This window comes from Desulfofundulus sp. TPOSR, assembly GCF_011393055.1.
Taxonomy (GTDB): Bacteria; Bacillota; Desulfotomaculia; order Desulfotomaculales; family Desulfovirgulaceae; genus Desulfofundulus; species Desulfofundulus kuznetsovii.
In genome coordinates, this window is the sequence record NZ_JAAOEF010000004.1 from 124513 (window position 1) to 140572 (window position 16060).

A 16060-nucleotide genomic window follows, 5' to 3' on the forward strand; every position below is an offset into this window, starting at 1 on the left:
AAACCCGTGGCGGGTTTTGGGAGTTATCAGGAACTGAACAAGTTGACCAAAGTATATATTTTTAACGGCCTACCTACGGTGCCATACCTTAAATCAACCTTGACATAGCCAATCTGTTCCAGGTAATCCATGTAGCGCCTTACGGTCACCCGGGAAAGCCCCACCCCTGTGGCTATTTCTTCCGAAGAAACACCCGTTTCGTTATGTTCCTCCAGATATGATAAAACCTGCTTTAAAGTCACCTTATTGAGCCCTTTGGGGAAGTCCGGCCAGAATTCCTGCTCGGATTCATCTTCCCCCGTCCGCTCTCCCGGCCGGCTATCGCCGGCTCTTAAGTGCTCCCCTGGCGGGGAAACCGGGTCACAGACAGTGGTTGTACCGGCAGCTGTTTCCTGTCTGGCAGTGAGGTGCAAAACCAGCGGCTGGATAACCTCCAAAGTCTCCCTTACCGTCCGGACCAGCTCCGTCATTTGCTCGGTACAGGGCGGTGCAACCCTTTCGGCGGGGTGTTCCCCTGCATGGCCATGCCCGGTGTTATCCCGGGATTGCCTCTGCCGCAAATAAAACCACAGGCCGGCGGCTCCCAGCACCACCGACAATGCCCAGAAGGCCAGGTTGAGCCCCAAAGCATAATGTATGGCCCCGCCGACCTGCCGGGTGTTGCCGGATACCAGCATTTCGATAATTACCAGGTTATACAGCGTAGCCAGGCCGGTCCCGGCAGCAACCAGCAGGGCAAAGAGGAAGATCATATCGTGCCTTGTAAAGCGCATGGTTCTGTCCACTCCCCTGGCTGCAAAGAAAAAGGGCGTTTATTTGCCCCCCCACCGCCCTACACCAGTAAAGACACGGCTAATTTGCAAAAGCAAACCCGGCTGTTGGCGCAAGCCGAGCTATTTTTTTTACAAAGCGTATACCTCTTCCCCGCTCAGGATACGGATACCCTTTGCCTGCAGGGCGGCAATGGCCTCGTCCAGCTGTTCCACCCGGAACACCACCAGGGCGGCCTTTGAAGCCTTCTGCAAGAAGGCATACAGGTACTCGATGTTCAGGCTTGCTTCCTGTAAAACGGCCAGCACCCCGGCCAGGCCCCCGGGTTCATCCACCACTTCCACGGCAATGACATCGGTGGCGCTGACGGTAAAACCGGCCTCCTTAAGCACCCGGTAAGCCCGGTCCGGGTCGTTGACAATGAGGCGCAAAATACCGAAGTCGGTGGTATCGGCTATGGCCAGGGCGCGAATGTTGATGCCGTTATCCCCCAGCACCCGCGTCACCTGGGCCAAACGCCCCGATTTGTTTTCCAGAAAAATGGAGATTTGCTTGACTTTCATGGGAGAACCCCCTTTCCTTTCTTTAATTATACCGCTTATATCTGCCGCCGGTCGACTACCCGCTTCGCCTTGCCTTCACTTCTCGGGATGGTGTTGGGCTCCACCAGCTTCACCCGGGCGGAAATACCCAGAACGCTTTCGATCCGCTCCCGCAGGCGTTGTTCCAGGTCTTCCAGCTTGCGCACCGTGTCGCTGAACATGTGCTCCGCCACTTCCACCCAGATTTCCAGGTAGTCCAGGTTGGCCTTGCGGTCCACCACCAGCAGGTAGTGGGGCTCGGTTTCGCCGAATTCCAGGAGCACGCTTTCCACCTGGGAGGGAAATACGTTAACCCCGCGGATGATGAGCATGTCGTCACTGCGGCCGGTAATCCGCTTTATACGCACATGGGTGCGGCCGCAGGAACAGGGTTCCGGATCAATACGCGTGATATCCCGGGTGCGGTAGCGGATGAGGGGAAAGGCTTCCTTGGTAATGGTGGTGATCACCAGTTCTCCCTCTTCCCCGGGAGGTAGCACTTCCCCCGTTGCCGGATCGATAATTTCGGGTATAAAGTGATCTTCCCAGATATGCATGCCCTGTTTTTCAGCGCACTCCATGGCCACACCGGGCCCCATTATTTCCGAAAGGCCGTATATGTCCAGAGCCACTAAGTCTAATTTTTCTTCCAGCTGCCGGCGCATGCGCTCCGACCAGGGCTCGGCGCCGAAAATACCGGCCTTTAAAGGCATCTTTTTAAAGTCCAGGCCCATTTTTTGCCCTTCCTCGGCCATGTATAGAGCATAGGACGGCGTGCAGGTGAGGATGGTGGTGCCGAAATCCTGCATGAGCATGAGCTGCCGCTGGGTATTGCCCCCGGAAACGGGCACCACCGTTGCACCCAGGCGTTCGGCGCCAAAGTGCAGACCCAATCCCCCGGTAAACAAACCGTAGCCGTAGGCGTTCTGGACCACATCGAATTTGGTGGCCCCGGCGCAGACCAGTGAACGGGCAATCAGTTCCGCCCAGGTGTTGATATCGTTTTGAGTGTATCCCACCACGGTGGGCTTGCCCGTGGTGCCTGAAGAAGCGTGCACGCGGACCACATCGCTCATGGGTACGGCAAACAAGCCAAAGGGATAATTGTCGCGCAAATCCTGCTTGGTGGTGAAGGGCAGCCGCCGCAGGTCCTCTAATGAACGGATGGACGAGGGTTTGATACCCATTTCGGTAAACCTTTGGCGGTAAAAGGGTACGTTGCGGTAAACACGCTCGACGGTCAGCTGCAGGCGCTCCAGCTGCAGCGCCTGCAGCTGCTCACGGGACATGGTTTCACACTCGCGATCCCAGTACACAAGCCCACTGCTCCTTTTCCATAAACTAGTTATTTAAAAGCAAATATTGAGTAAAATGCCCCTAAAATACTTCAACAACCGGTTCCGTGCATCCTGCTGAAGAAAAAATTTTTCGGTACTTCGTCATTAGCTGGTGTAAATATCTGGCAGGTTGGTAGACAAAAAGAAATCTGTTTCGGAAATATTGGACATCAATCGACCCACAATTTCACCCACAGGCCCATCCTTTGACTGGTCAGTTATTAACAAACTTATTCACATTATCCACAACCCGTAATCCACAGAACCGCCATTCACCCGACCGGAAACCGGTTTTTACAGGGAACCATTTCAACCCTGAAAGCCTTGATTTTCAAGGCTTCGCGTTTTTCAACTCCTTTTTGCCCGCCGGATTTGCTGTTCCACAAAGGCCAAACTTTTTGTGGATAACTCGGGATAATCCACAGGCAAAAAGCGATAAAATTCCTTCGACAAAGTTTGCTTAAGACGAGAGCAGGGTTAGGCCGGGCACGGCATTGAGGGTCAGAGGGGCCAGATCGCCCCGCAGATACTTGTAAAAGGCCGCACACCCGATCATGGCCGCATTATCGGTGCAGAACACCGGCGGGGGGTAAAATACTTCCCGGCCTTCCTGATACGCCCGGGACGCCAGGGCCGCCCGCAACCGGCCGTTGGCCGCCACTCCCCCGGCCAGGATTATGGTCGGGCAGTTGTAATTGCGGGCAGCTTCCACGGTTTTATCCACCAGCACGTCCACCACGGCTTTCTGAAAGCTGGCCGCCACATCGGCCAGGTTTACTTCTTCTCCCCTTTGCCGGCAGCGGTGCAAGTACTGGAGCACCGCCGTCTTCAGACCGCTGAAGGAAAAATCAAGGCCGTCCACGCAGGCCCGGGGAAAATCAATAGCCTCTTCGTTACCCTCCCTGGCCAGGCGCTCAATTGCCGGCCCCCCGGGGTAACCCAGTTCCAGCACCCGGGCCACCTTGTCGAAGGCTTCACCGGCGGCATCATCCCGGGTACTGCCCAATAACCGGTAATCACCGTGATGCAGAACCAGCACAAGATCCGTATGGCCGCCGCTCACCACCAGGCAGATGAGGGGAAAGGGCAAACCGGGCCGGACCAGGAAATTGGCATAGATGTGGCCTTCCAGATGATTAACGGCAATGAGGGGAATATCCAGGGCAAAGGCCACGGCCTTGGCCGCAGCTACCCCCACCAGCAGGGCCCCTACCAGCCCGGGGCCATGGGTAACCGCCACCGCATCCAGATCGCCAAAATCCAGCCCGGCCTGATCCAGCGCTTCTTTAATAACATGGTTGATTAACTCCAGGTGCTTGCGGGAGGCCACTTCGGGCACGACCCCGCCAAATTTCCTGTGTACATCCACCTGCGAAGAGATGATGTTGGAAAGCACCTCCACACCATCTACCACCACGGCGGCGGATGTTTCATCACAGGAAGTTTCGATTGCCAGAATCTTAACGCCCATCTCACTACCTCTCTCAAAAGCAAGGTAACAATACTATAATAATACCACAAAAAACACCCCGGCATAACTGCCGGGGTACGCAACCACCGGGGGAATAAAAGATGGAGCGCGTTGTGCGGCTGTTCACCTACAATATACACCACGGTAAGGGAGTTGACGGCAAGGTGCGTTTACGGCGCGTGGCGGCGGTCCTGCAGCGGCATAACCCCGATGCGGTCGCTCTCCAGGAAGTGGACCGCCACCTGCCCCGCAGCTACCTGCGCCACCAGGCCCGGGCGCTGGCCCGGCACCTGGGCATGTACTTTGTTTTTACCCCCACCTTAAGCTGGCTGGGCATCTGCCAGTACGGCCTGGCCATTTTAAGCCGTTACCCCATATCAGAACATCAATACTACCCCTTGCCCGGCGCTCACGAGCCCCGGGGACTGCAGTCCGCCAGTTTAGACCACGACGCAGGAACGTTCTTCCTGCTCAACACCCACCTGGGCTTAAACTACCAGGAAAGGGAAAAACAAGCGGAAGCAATAAGGGAGATCATACGCTCTTTGAGCGGGCCGGTGGTCTTAGCCGGTGATATGAATACGGAACGGCTCACCTTCCCCGAACTGCCCGTAACCCCGCCGGACCATCTGCCAACATTTCCCTCTTACCGCCCCCGGTTCGGGCTGGACCGCATATTTGCCTCGCGCCACTGGCGCATCATCAAGGCTTTTACTCCTTCCACAGGAGCTTCCGACCATTTGCCCCTGCTGGTGGAACTGGTACCGGCGAACTGAAATATTCAGAAAACCGTTATGAGGAGGATGCGGCGCTGTCCGGCGCGAACGACGTAGCACACGTCGGTAACAGCACCCGGTGAACCCAGCACTCACTGGAATACTAGCTCTTCCCAAAACCTGATGTGTCAATTAAACCTGAAACACCGGGAGCAGAGTCATATTTAGGTGAGTGCTGGGCCGCATCCAACCGGGTTCACTGAATATTTCTACTGGCCGGTGAGGGGTTCCCCCAGTTCCGCCATCAGGTCCCGGAATACCTGGCCCGCACTGTGATGAATCACCAGCTCGGCCTGTTCGTCCCAGGGGGTCGGCTCCCGGTTGATGATCACCACCTTTCGGGCAAACTGCGGCAATCCGGCAGCCGGGTAAACCTGCAGGCTGCTCCCCACCACCAGCATTAACTGGCAGCCGGACAAGGCCCTGGTGGCTTTGAAAAAGTCCTCGCTCATCCGGTCTTCAAACAGGACCACATCCGGCCGCAAAGTTCCCTTGCATATACCGCAAAGGGGAGGGTTCTGCCCCTTTTCAAACTGTTCCACCAGGTGAGAAAAGGGGTAACTTTGCTCACAGCTCATACAGTGGCAGGTGCGCAGGTGGCCGTGAACTTCCCACACCCGTTTTGAACCCGCTTTTTGGTGCAAGCCATCGATATTCTGCGTAATTACCCCCACCAGGTAACCCAGCTCCTCCAGGCGGGCCAGTGCCCGGTGGGCATCGTTGGGCTCGGCGCCGCTAAAGGCTGTCCAGCGGGAGAGATTTATGTTGTAAAAAGTAGCCGGATCCCGCTTTAAGGCACTCAAACTGGCTGTTTGAATAGGGTCATACTTGGTCCACAACCCCGTTCCCGGGCTGCGGAAATCGGGAATACCGCTCTCGGTACTTACTCCGGCCCCCGTCAGGGCAAAATTTCGGTCGTGGCGGCGTAGAAGTTCGGCCAGGGTACAGATTTTTTCCTGGTAGGACGTAGAAATGGCCGCTCACCTCCTGCAGAATAATTTTTGCACTATTTAGATAAATTTTCAGCAGCAGCCGTCTCCGGCCTTGCCGCATCTGTACCGGACGGCCCAGCACTCACTGATTCAGGGCACCTACGCAGGTATTTAATCTGCATATATTCAGAGAACTCCGGTTGCAGTGAGTGCTGGGCCATTCTCATTCTCTGCTGGTGGCGCTGTCATGGGTGTCTCCGGCCGGTTTTTCCGGAGCCACCTGGTTGCCGCAGTAGCTGCAGAATTTCCCTCCCGCCGGAAGTTCGATTTTGCACTGGGGACATACCAGAGGCTTGGGCTGCAGCCTGTTGATCTGCTCCTGGATGGCTAACATATCGGTTTCAATCTTCCGGGTGCTCTCACAAAGGCGTTCAATTTCCCCATCCAGTCCTGCTTCACCTTTATAACGGCGATAAACCAGTTCCCCCAAACTTAAAAAATTGTTCTCCAACTCTTTTTCCAGCCGCGACAGCTCAAATTTTAGCCGGGTGGCCTCGAGAAATTCACCGGACCGCTTGGTCACCTCTTTGGCCTTATCGCTCAACCCCTTAGCCGTCTCACCTATTTTCTGAAAGATTTCCATGTGAAGAGCCCCCTTTTAAATGTTTGGACAATATAACTTCGACAGGTACCAGGGAAAGTCCTCCCTTGCTGGCAGCATTTGTTTTTTAACCGGAGTGCGTTTTGTTCTCTTCGGCCATTACCTGGGGTATAACTTCAAGGGGGTAAAAATGATACCTCTTGATTCGATAAATGGAACGCAGTAGTTTTTCCGGATGCCGGTTTTGTCCCCTCCGCAGCCATTTCTCTCACCTTGTGCACGCTCATGACGGGTTAAACCGTACCCTGGTTACACCGTTCAAGCAAAAACATGTACGGTTAAACCTGCTCCTCATAAAAAGATAACCTTATAAAATAAACCCGCAAGATCATGCGGGTTAAGGATTTTCTCCGGTAGCATCCAGTTGAACATAAAGCGCCCGCTCGTTCTCATCGAACCTGGCTTCATACTTTCCACGGGGGCTGATGTTAAAGTGTTTAAAAAAGCCCTTGCCAAAAACCTTTGTTTTTTTGATCTGCATGCCCCCTTCTTCCACCGCCCGGATCCGGATAACACGCGCATCCCGATCATAGGCTAATTCCACATGCTGTGCACCCAGTTTTTCCCTGGCCACATTATTTAGCACTATTGAACTTTTAGAAAAAGAAACCATGGGTGCTTTTTCTGCCCTTTCACCACGGGGTTTATAAACTTCAAAAGGCATACATCACATCTCCTTTTTATTTTTTGATGGTATTATAATCTATAATGCCCATTTTAGTCAAATGCTAACTTTAATTTTCAATTGTACCATAAAGACGCCTCTTGTTAAGGTAATAAAAATTAAACATCAATCCTTCCTTAATAGCAGGTAGAATTTCAGTTTTAAAATCATCAGGGCCATAACCCGGAATAAATACACAAGTCTATGGCAAACTAAATATGTGAATATTTTTAATATATCTATTTCATCCGCCGGGATTGAATATATTGACAGGGTTACCTATAATAAAGGTAACTAAACGGTTGTAATCCAGGGGTAAACGGTCGATTATGACACCTGAATGGTCAGCCCGGGAGGTGAGGTCGATGGCCAAACTGGTACAGTTAAAACCCGTGGAGTTGAATACTCCCAAAGGACTGGTTGTCTTTGAAGGACCGGTAACGGACAGCTACATTGACGGGCTCTCCATGAACAAGGGTCTTACCAATTTCCGCCCACCGGACCGCCAGAAAGAAGCCCTCAAACAGATAACCAATCTGCCCGACGGCATGATATTCATTGCCCGCCACGAAAATGAGATTATCGGCTATGTCACCTTCCACCACCCCGATGATTTCAGCCGCTGGTCCAAACACCCGCAGGTGCTGGAAATGGGCGGCATTGAGGTAAGCCCGTCATGGCGTGGTTGTGGCGTAGCGGAAAACCTGATGAAACTGGCCTTTTCCCATCCCGCCGTGGAAAACTTCATTGTAATCACCACCGAATATTGCTGGCACTGGGACACCAGAAACACCGGTCTGGATATCTGGGCTTATCAAAAGATGCTCACCAGGCTCTTCGGGAAAGTGGGTCTGCAAAAGGTAACCACCGACGACCCCGATATTCTAGAGCACCCCGCCAATGTGTTTATGGCCAGAATTGGCAAAAACGTGGGCAAGGAAGATATCATGCTCTTCGAAGGCATGCGGTTTCTCAGAAAGTACGGAAAGGTAGTCAATATGGCGTAAAGCCTGGCCCGGTTAAGCCGGGTTTTTTTATTCAGCAAGGACACTGGCAACCAGCTGGAATGCTCTGCTCACCGCAGTAAGGTGCAACTGCCATGCCGCATTTGCAGCACCGCCAGTCCGGTCACATTACTCGCCGCGGTACTGTGCGGAAGCCTGGGATTGAACGTGGATCAGGCACTCGCGGCATACCGGGTCTTCCTGAAACCGGAAATGTCATAAAAAAATTTTTGGCAACATGCCGGACCCCGGGAGGAATTCGCCAGAAAAAGAGCGAATATTTAAAACGTATAGTGGTCATACCATCAGACAACTTCTCTCTGAGGGGGAAATTATATGTCCGTCACACAGGCTATCGAAGCGTTACGCCGGGAACTGGGCGAAAATAACGTCATTACCGCGACCGAAGATTTGTTCTGTTATTCCTATGACGCCACGGCTGACCTGCCGGAGCAAAAGCCGGACGTGGTGGTTACCCCGGAAAACGTGGATCAAGTGGTGAAAGTGGTCAAAATTGCCCGCCAGTTTCGCTTGCCCATTTACCCCCGCGGTTCGGGAACAAATTTAAGCGGCGGCACAGTACCCATCAAAGGGGGAATTGTGCTCAGCACCTTAAAAATGAACCGCATTCTGGAAATAGATCCTTCCAACCTGACGGCCACGGTGCAGCCCGGAGTAATCATTCAGGACTTGAATAACGCCGTGGCCCCCTACGGTTTGATTTACCCGCCCGACCCGGGCACGGTGGCCACCGCCACCATGGGAGGAAGCGTGGCCGAGTGTTCCGGAGGACTGAGGGGGCTCAAGTACGGGGTCACCAGGCATTATGTGATGGGGCTGGAGGTAGTTCTGGCGGACGGTGAGGTAATCCGGTACGGGGGCAAGACGGTTAAGAATGTAACGGGCTACGACCTGGTCCGGTTGTTTACCGGCTCCGAAGGCACCCTGGGGATCATTACGGAAATTATTGTCCGCCTGATCCCGGCACCCCAGGCCAGGGAAACCATGCTGGCCGGTTTCAGCCACCTGGCCGACGCGGGAAACGCCGTTGCTGATATCATCGGGCAAAAAGTAATCCCGGCCACCCTGGAAATTATGGACCGGGTTACGGTAGAGACCGTAGAAAATTTTGCCCACGTCGGTCTGCCCACCGATGTGGCGGCCATCCTGCTCATCGAGGTGGACGGGATTCCCGAAGTGGTTAAATCGGAGGCGGCCGCCGTTAGGCAGGTTGTCGCCAAAAACGGCGGGTGGGTCAAAACAGCGGAAAACGATGAAGAACGGGAAAAATTATGGAGCGCCCGCCGGGCCGCCCTGCCCGCCCTGGCCCAACGCAAGCCCACCACCATCCTGGAGGACGCCACCGTGCCCAGGAGCAAGATCACGGATATGCTCCTGGCCGTGGAAGACATCGGCAGGCGTTACAACCTGGTTATCGGCACCTTTGGGCACGCCGGTGACGGCAACCTGCACCCGACCATCCTGGCCGACGCCCGCGACGAGGAGGAGATGGAACGGGTGCGGGCGGCCGTGGAGGAAATCTTCCGTGCAGCTTTGAGCCTGGGGGGCACCCTTTCCGGGGAGCACGGGATCGGCATCGCCAAAAAGCAATTTCTCCCCTGGGAGATGGGCAATTCGGGCGTGCAGGTACTCAAGAAAATCAAGCAGGCCTTAGATCCGGACAATCTCCTCAACCCGGGCAAAATTGTGGATCTTGAGGAGGGGCAGGCATGAGCATTTTTGACGGATTGGCGGCGGTGGAAGAAGAAATACTCAAATGCATGAAATGCGGCAACTGCCAGGCTGTTTGCCCTTTATACCAGGAATCCCGGCGGGAACCGGCCGTGGCCCGGGGAAAAATCCGCCTGGCCGCGGCGGTCCTGGAGGGCAGGCTGGAACCAACGGACGGGCTGGCCGAGCGCTTCGCCCTTTGTCTCACCTGTCTGGCCTGCGTAGCTTCGTGTCCCTCCGGCGTGAAGGTGGACCGGATTATCCTGGCCGCCAGGACGGCCCTGACCCAAAAGAAAGGGCTGCCCTTCATAAAGAAGACCGTATTTACCGGCCTCAGCCGCCCCCGCCTTTTTGATCTGGGGGTAAAAACCGCCGCCCGCTTACAGGGACTCTTATTTAAAAATATTGAGCCGGGGAAAATGCAGCCCCGCTTCCCCATCGGCCTGGAGCTGCGCCGGATCGTCCCTCCTCTGGCACCGGTTCCCTTCCGGGACCAGGTGGCGGAAAAGCATACGGTCGAGCGGCCTGTGGCCACGGTGGCCTTCTTTACCGGCTGTATGACCAATTACCTGTATCCCGGGATCGGACAGGCCGCCCTGCGCGTCCTGAAGGCCCACGGAGTGGAAGTGATTATCCCCCGGCTGCAGCACTGCTGCGGCGCTCCCATCCTGTACAACGGTGCGGCGGACATGGCCCTGGAGATGGCCAGGTCCCACGTGGATTTGTTCGGCGGCATACCGGCCGACGCCATCATCACCGTGTGCGGGACGTGCGGGGAAGCCTTTAAACACCTGTACCCGGAACTGCTGGATGGCGTCTCAGGATACGGGGACAGGGCACGGGAAGTGGCCGCCAAAATCCTTGATATAACCCAGTTCCTGCACAGGCTGCCCTTTAACCCGGAACTGTTCAGAGCACCGGAACTGGCCGTCACCTACCACCAGCCCTGTCACCTGGGCCGCGGCCTGGGCGTGGTGCAGGAGCCCCTTTCCATCATCCGGAGCATTCCCGGGGTCAATTACCTGCCCCTGAAGGAACCGGCCCGGTGCTGTGGCAACGCCGGCTCCTTCAGCCTGACCCATTACGATATGTCCTATCAGATTCTCACTCGCAAGTTAAAAGATATCGAAGGAACCGGCGCACAACTGGTGGTGACCGGTTGTCCCGCCTGCCGGATGCACCTGACCGACGGGCTGACCCAGGAACAAATGCCCCAGAAAGTGGTGCACACGGTCGAGCTGCTGGCCAGGTTCCTTGAGGAAGAGTAAAAGGGGGTGTTAAAGCCCCCTTTTTTGTTACCCCTGTTGGGTAGGTACCTCCCGCTTAAGTGGCGCCTGCTTATGCCCGCGCCGCTTCAGGTACCAGCCGGCAACCAGCACGAGCAGGGTCACTCCGGCCGGAATAATAATTTCCACCGGTATATAATCAATGTTCGAAATCAGCCGGTGCACCACCCTGTCTTCCACCAGCATTTTGCCGGCCGTCCAGGCCAGCACACCAGCCCCGGCAAAAATAAGAATGGGGTACCTTTCCACCAGCAGGGAAACTAACTGGCTGCCAAAAATGACAATGGGAATACTTAAGACAAGCCCGAAGACAACCAGCGCAATGCTCCCGTGGGCCGCAGCGGCTACGGCCAGCACATTGTCCAGGCTCATCACCACATCGGCTATAATAATAGTTTTGATGGCACCGGTGAGGTTCTCTGCGGCACCAACACCCACTTCTTTGTGCGGCAACAATAATTTCAAGGCCACCCAGGTTAACAATATTCCCCCGGCCGCCTGCAGGAAGGGGATGGCAAGCAGCAAAGTCACGCCGCAAGTTAAAATGATGCGCAGGACAACTGCACCGCCCGTACCCCATAGGAGAGCACGGCGTTTCTGTGCCGGCGGCAAACCCCGGCAGGCCAGGCCAATGACCAGGGCGTTATCGCCGGCAAGCATCAGGTCGGCAATGATAATAGTAAGTATGGCGAACAGGTTTTGGGCGTTCAGCCATTCCATTAATTGCTGCACCTCCAAATTGGATTAATGGTGTTGTAATTTCCCACCGGCAGGAAAAAATGAAGACCCCCACCATTCTACAGGTGAAGGTCTTGCAAACGGCTTAAAACCGCCCCGGCAGCGGACCCGCAGGCCGAACTGACGCCACCGGGAAAACTTGCTACTCCCCTTCTGGAATTTAGCATAGCAGGGGCCAGGGGGTTTGTCAATGGTGAACCTCCCCCGGGACAAGCCCGGGGGCTTCGTCCCGAAGGTTTCTCATGTCATCGGAATGCTGCCTGCTAAAGCGCAGGTCTTACGCTTTCCTCGTGAGCTACATCCCGGCATTTGCCGGGAGGGCCCGGTCCATGGGCGTCTACTACTTCGCCATTTGGCTACGTAGATACGTGCTTACTTCAAAGCACCAGTCTCTTTCGGGAATCAGTTTTACGCAGCGGCCCATTGACCCGCTGCAACCCCATACGGATTGTCAAAGAGCACAGGAATATTATACCACGAAAACAGATGTTTGTGAAGTCGCCCTACCGGGCGATGCCTCTTTCATCCTACGGCACAAGGCCGTAGGTTTTCAGAGGCAATTTTCTATAAAATTGTACAGGGAGGCATTTCCAGAAGAAGTTATTCTACAGGTTGCTTATTTTTTCCACAGCCTTCTCCAGCATTTCCAGGGTCATGGGCCCGGTGTGTTTGGCCCGGATGATGCCTTCCCGGTCAATAAAGAAGGTGGTGGGAATGGCCCGCACCAGGTATTCCTGGGCCGCAGTGTTGCGGGTGTCCAGCAAAACCGGGAAGGTGAAGCCGCCGGCTTTTAAAAAGTCCTTTACATGGGCGGCAGATTTTTCGCTGGCTGTGAGGTTAACCGCCAGCACCTGGATTTCCCGGCCCCTTTTTTCATAGAAACTCTGGATGGCCGGCATCTCTTCCCGGCAGGGAGGGCACCAGGTAGCCCAGAAATTGAGCACCACCGGCCGGCCCCTGAAATTGGAAAGGGAAACCTCTTTCCCGCCGGTGGTGGTCAGGGTGAAATCGGGAGCCCGCTGGCCCACTTCCGTGCCCACAGGAACACCACTCTCCTTGTTGCCGGTTGCGGCGGGCGGTGTGCCGTCCTTCCCCCTTTCCTTGCCGCCCGACCAAATGTAAGCATAAGCGGCGATAAGGCTTACAATTACCACAGAGAGGATGACCACAGAAAACAGCCTCTTATTCACTTTTAAGCCTCCTAATCATTAAAGAGTAAATGGGACGTAGCCCGAGAGGCGGGCGAAGGAATTGGTCAGTACCAGCAAGCCCACACCAACCATCAACCAGCCGCCCACCCTGGTCACCAGGAGCAAAAGGGAAGCATGGCGGCGCAAAGCCTGCACCATGTGGCCCAAACCCAGGGCGGCTATTAAAAAGGGCAGGGCCAGCCCCAGGGCGTAGGTTACCAGCAGGTAGGTTCCCTGGATAAGGCTTTCGCTTTGACCGGCCAGCAGTAAAATCGAAGCGAGAATGGGGCTGACGCAGGGCACCCAGCCGGCGGAAAAAGCCATGCCCATGAGCAGGGAGTTCAACCAGCCTGCCTTTTGGGGTATAAAATGAACCCTCTTTTCCCTCATCAGCCAGTTAAGGCGCAGCAGGCCCGCCATGTGCAGCCCGAAGAGGATGATCAATACACCGCTGACCTGCCGCAGCAGGTTTTGGTGGCGGAGCAGCAGTTTGCCCAGGGCGCTTGCGGAAAGACCGAGGGCTACAAAAACCAGGCTGAAACCGGTCACAAACAACAAGGCGTTGGCCAGGAGCAATAAGCGCAGGCGTGCCGTCCCCGGTGCAGTCAACTCCGTTACCGAAACTCCGGTTAAATACGCCATGTAGGTGGGTATTAAAGGGAGTACGCACGGGGACAGGAACGAAACCAGCCCGGCAAGAAAAGCAGCCCCCAGAGAAACGTTTACTTCCGGCAACAACAACCCTCCCGTTCCAGTATTTGCCTCAACCCCGCCCGGACATTCCGGCCTCTCCGGGAAGAAGGTGCTTTGCAGGGAGAACCGCAAGGCTTCCAGGGCAGAGAAATATCTATATATCGCAATTATACGATATAAATGCCGGGAAGGAAAGAAAAAAATCCCGGTTTGACCGGGACAGTAAGCAGGTTCGGGTTAAATCATCGTGATGCTGTCTATCTCCCCGTCCTTCAGGCGTACCTCCACCTGGTATCCTTCGACATCCTCCAGGGATACCGGTTTGCCGTTGCGGTCCAGGATGGTGACCTGGGGAGCCAGGGAATAGGTGAAGTAACGGCCGTTGATCTCCAGGGTGACCCGCAGGCGCTCCCGGTTTATACTGGACACCCGGCATCTCACAGTAAGGTTTTGATCGTCCAGCACCTCTATTTCCGTCACCCTGCCGTCTTCGACCCGGATGCCGACCTGCGAACCGGGAATGATGTCGCTTAAGTTGATCCTGTCCCCGTCCCGCAAAACCCCGGCGCTTTTGGATACTTCATATTCCAGTTCCAGACCGCCGGAGGTGACAATGGTTATCCACGGCGTGGGGTAAAACTCAAGGTATTTCAGCGTCCCCTCGAAGTCACCGTCTTCTTCGTCCAGAACCTCAATGGTGATTAGATACCCGCGGCTATCCACCTCGAAGTTTACATAGTCTCCCCGGCGCAGCTTGTCCAGGCTTACCAGGCGGCCGTCCTTGATCACTTCCACCCGTTCATCCAGTTCATAGCGCTTTTCTTCATCTCCCACGTAGAGGTATACGGCCTTGCTGTGCACCCGGGAAACCATGCCGCTCTGCCCGGTAAGCACGTCGGAAAGGAGATTAATCTGGAATATGGTCTTGTTCATGACCACAACTTCCACCCGGTCGCCGCGCTTTAATTCACCGTAGCTCATCCCGCGGATGAAGTTCCTGGTTACCTGCACCCGGGGGCTTACTTCGTACTCCGTTTCTTCACCCTGCCTTCTGAGGGTGAGGGCATCTCTTTCCACTTCCACCACGGTACCGCTGATTCTTTCCGGAGGGTATACCTCAATTCTGACAATCCGGTCGTTCCCGTCCAGCCCGATTTCCACGTAGTCATTCTCCACCAGCCCGGAGGCATCGATTTCCTTGCCCGCCCGGATCAAGCGGGCATCATCTTCCACCGGGTAGGTAAGGCGGTTCCCCTCATTGGTTTCCAGGATGAGGGAGTAACCCCGGCTGCCTTTGGCAAAGGAAACGACCACCCCTTCCACCGTGGTCTTTATAGAAGCGGAACCCTCCACTAAAGATGCATAACGGACACGGTACTGTCCATCGGTAATGCACTTCAGGCGGTCGCCGGCCTTCAGGGACCTCAGGGTAGTGGTCCCGGAGGCTGTGAACACGGACATATCCGCGGGGAAATAGACGGTTTTTTCCCCTTCCAGGTTGCGCAAAACAACCTTCCGTTTATCCACATCTATGGAGGTAATCCGGCCCACCACCAGGTTCATGGGTGCCGGCGGGGGCACCAGTTTCTGGTCAATCAAGCGGGATAAAGTGGCACATAATTGGGCCCGGGTAACGGGCTCGTCGGGCGAGAACATGTTGCCGGGCATTCCCCGCATGATATTGTGTTTCACTACGGCTCCCACGTAACCCCGGTATTTCTCTGGAATCTCACTGGTGTCGAAAAAGGTTACATAGCTGGAATCGGGGGTCAAGCCCAGGGCCAGGCAAACCAGGGCCGCCACTTCCACCCGGCTGGCCAGCCGCCGGTTATCTATCTGCGGCAGGCCCTGCCGGGTAAGCATACCCTTTTCCACCGCCAGGGCCAGGTGCCCTTTACCCCAGGTCAGCGAAGGGTGAAACTGCAGACCGGAGAGATCCGCCTGCCCGGCTTTTTCGTTCAACCCCAGGGTATTGAGGATCATCACCACCGCTTCCAGCAGGGTTACATTATTGTTGGGACGAAATTCCCCCCCGGGGTAGCCGTGCACAATATCGTAAGCGTTCATTTCCAGCATGACCTTTTCCGCCCAGTGACCCCGGATATCTTTAAATGTTTCTCCCGCTGCTAAAGCCCCACATACAGAAAACAGGCCGGAGAGCAAAACCAGCACGGCCGTTAACAGGCATGTTAAGCGCAACCTCATGCGCAACAATAATACCCCTC

At 55.2% G+C, this 16060-nt stretch carries 15 protein-coding genes; 4 read left to right on the plus strand and 11 right to left on the minus strand.

All coding sequences use genetic code 11. The annotated features are described in order from the left end of the window. Positions 1-26: 26 nt before the first annotated feature. The 4 genes from G7K71_RS16305 to tsaD form a co-directional block, all read right to left on the minus strand. Complete coding sequence (locus tag G7K71_RS16305) at positions 27-773, minus strand: HTH domain-containing protein (protein WP_166348785.1); 747 nt, start codon at positions 771-773, stop codon at positions 27-29. 129 nt (positions 774-902) lie between these two features. Then, positions 903-1334 (minus strand): ACT domain-containing protein, encoded by a 432-nt coding sequence (locus tag G7K71_RS16310; protein ID WP_166348788.1) that lies wholly within the window; start codon positions 1332-1334, stop codon positions 903-905. Positions 1335-1369: 35 nt separating this feature from the next. Next, positions 1370-2668: a phenylacetate--CoA ligase gene (locus tag G7K71_RS16315; protein ID WP_313885018.1), complete on the minus strand. Its 1299-nt coding sequence runs from the start codon at positions 2666-2668 to the stop codon at positions 1370-1372. Between the two features lie 481 nt (positions 2669-3149). Beyond that, the gene (tsaD, locus tag G7K71_RS16320) at positions 3150-4160 is read right to left on the minus strand and encodes a tRNA (adenosine(37)-N6)-threonylcarbamoyltransferase complex transferase subunit TsaD (protein ID WP_166348791.1); all 1011 of its coding nucleotides are present in this window, start codon (positions 4158-4160) and stop codon (positions 3150-3152) included. 101 nt (positions 4161-4261) lie between these two features. On the opposite strand from tsaD, the gene G7K71_RS16325 reads away from it, so the two are divergent. Continuing rightward, positions 4262-4936 carry an endonuclease/exonuclease/phosphatase family protein gene (locus tag G7K71_RS16325; protein WP_166348794.1) on the plus strand — a complete coding sequence of 225 codons (675 nt, stop codon included), beginning with the start codon at positions 4262-4264 and terminating at the stop codon, positions 4934-4936. Positions 4937-5145: 209 nt separating this feature from the next. Here G7K71_RS16325 and G7K71_RS16330 read toward each other — a convergent pair whose 3' ends face one another. The 3 genes from G7K71_RS16330 to G7K71_RS16340 all read right to left on the minus strand — a co-directional run bounded on the left by G7K71_RS16330 (position 5146) and on the right by G7K71_RS16340 (position 7193). Then, on the minus strand, positions 5146-5910 hold the full coding sequence (locus tag G7K71_RS16330) for an NAD-dependent deacylase (protein WP_313885032.1): 765 nt from the start codon (positions 5908-5910) through the stop codon (positions 5146-5148). A 181-nt stretch (positions 5911-6091) separates the two neighbouring features. Further along, complete coding sequence (locus G7K71_RS16335) at positions 6092-6511, minus strand: zinc ribbon domain-containing protein (protein ID WP_166348797.1); 420 nt, start codon at positions 6509-6511, stop codon at positions 6092-6094. A gap of 355 nt (positions 6512-6866) precedes the next feature. Further along, positions 6867-7193 carry a hypothetical protein gene (locus G7K71_RS16340; RefSeq protein WP_166348800.1) on the minus strand — a complete coding sequence of 109 codons (327 nt, stop codon included), beginning with the start codon at positions 7191-7193 and terminating at the stop codon, positions 6867-6869. A gap of 365 nt (positions 7194-7558) precedes the next feature. On the opposite strand from G7K71_RS16340, the gene G7K71_RS16345 reads away from it, so the two are divergent. The 3 genes from G7K71_RS16345 to G7K71_RS16355 all read left to right on the plus strand — a co-directional run bounded on the left by G7K71_RS16345 (position 7559) and on the right by G7K71_RS16355 (position 11196). Further along, the gene (locus G7K71_RS16345) at positions 7559-8200 is read left to right on the plus strand and encodes a GNAT family N-acetyltransferase (protein ID WP_207713016.1); all 642 of its coding nucleotides are present in this window, start codon (positions 7559-7561) and stop codon (positions 8198-8200) included. 333 nt (positions 8201-8533) lie between these two features. After that, positions 8534-9931 carry an FAD-binding oxidoreductase gene (locus G7K71_RS16350; protein WP_166348806.1) on the plus strand — a complete coding sequence of 466 codons (1398 nt, stop codon included), beginning with the start codon at positions 8534-8536 and terminating at the stop codon, positions 9929-9931. Further along, the gene (locus G7K71_RS16355; protein WP_166348809.1) at positions 9928-11196 is read left to right on the plus strand and encodes a (Fe-S)-binding protein; all 1269 of its coding nucleotides are present in this window, start codon (positions 9928-9930) and stop codon (positions 11194-11196) included. The genes G7K71_RS16350 and G7K71_RS16355 overlap by 4 nt, the downstream gene beginning before the upstream one ends. 27 nt (positions 11197-11223) lie before the next feature. On the opposite strand, the gene G7K71_RS16360 is transcribed toward G7K71_RS16355, so the two are convergent. The 4 genes from G7K71_RS16360 to G7K71_RS16375 form a co-directional block, all read right to left on the minus strand. Then, the gene (locus G7K71_RS16360; RefSeq protein ID WP_166348811.1) at positions 11224-11934 is read right to left on the minus strand and encodes a TerC family protein; all 711 of its coding nucleotides are present in this window, start codon (positions 11932-11934) and stop codon (positions 11224-11226) included. Between the two features lie 623 nt (positions 11935-12557). Beyond that, positions 12558-13142, minus strand: coding sequence for a TlpA disulfide reductase family protein (locus G7K71_RS16365; RefSeq protein WP_166348814.1), 585 nt, complete (start codon positions 13140-13142; stop codon positions 12558-12560). Between the two features lie 18 nt (positions 13143-13160). Then, positions 13161-13877, minus strand: a complete 717-nt coding sequence (locus G7K71_RS16370) for a cytochrome c biogenesis CcdA family protein (protein WP_166348816.1) — start codon at positions 13875-13877, stop codon at positions 13161-13163. Positions 13878-14072: 195 nt separating this feature from the next. After that, complete coding sequence (locus G7K71_RS16375; protein ID WP_243175117.1) at positions 14073-16040, minus strand: S-layer homology domain-containing protein; 1968 nt, start codon at positions 16038-16040, stop codon at positions 14073-14075. Between the last annotated feature and the right edge of the window lie 20 nt (positions 16041-16060).

Coding starts and splice junctions, on each gene's coding strand:
- G7K71_RS16335 (WP_166348797.1), bottom strand. CDS start 6,511: ATGGAAATCTTTCAGAAAATAGGTGAGACGGCTAAGGGGTTGAGCGAT.
- G7K71_RS16350 (WP_166348806.1), top strand. CDS start 8,534: ATGTCCGTCACACAGGCTATCGAAGCGTTACGCCGGGAACTGGGCGAA.
- G7K71_RS16360 (WP_166348811.1), bottom strand. CDS start 11,934: ATGGAATGGCTGAACGCCCAAAACCTGTTCGCCATACTTACTATTATC.
- G7K71_RS16305 (WP_166348785.1), bottom strand. CDS start 773: ATGCGCTTTACAAGGCACGATATGATCTTCCTCTTTGCCCTGCTGGTT.
- tsaD (WP_166348791.1), bottom strand. CDS start 4,160: ATGGGCGTTAAGATTCTGGCAATCGAAACTTCCTGTGATGAAACATCC.
- G7K71_RS16325 (WP_166348794.1), top strand. CDS start 4,262: ATGGAGCGCGTTGTGCGGCTGTTCACCTACAATATACACCACGGTAAG.
- G7K71_RS16375 (WP_243175117.1), bottom strand. CDS start 16,040: ATGAGGTTGCGCTTAACATGCCTGTTAACGGCCGTGCTGGTTTTGCTC.
- G7K71_RS16345 (WP_207713016.1), top strand. CDS start 7,559: ATGGCCAAACTGGTACAGTTAAAACCCGTGGAGTTGAATACTCCCAAA.
- G7K71_RS16355 (WP_166348809.1), top strand. CDS start 9,928: ATGAGCATTTTTGACGGATTGGCGGCGGTGGAAGAAGAAATACTCAAA.
- G7K71_RS16340 (WP_166348800.1), bottom strand. CDS start 7,193: ATGCCTTTTGAAGTTTATAAACCCCGTGGTGAAAGGGCAGAAAAAGCA.
- G7K71_RS16310 (WP_166348788.1), bottom strand. CDS start 1,334: ATGAAAGTCAAGCAAATCTCCATTTTTCTGGAAAACAAATCGGGGCGT.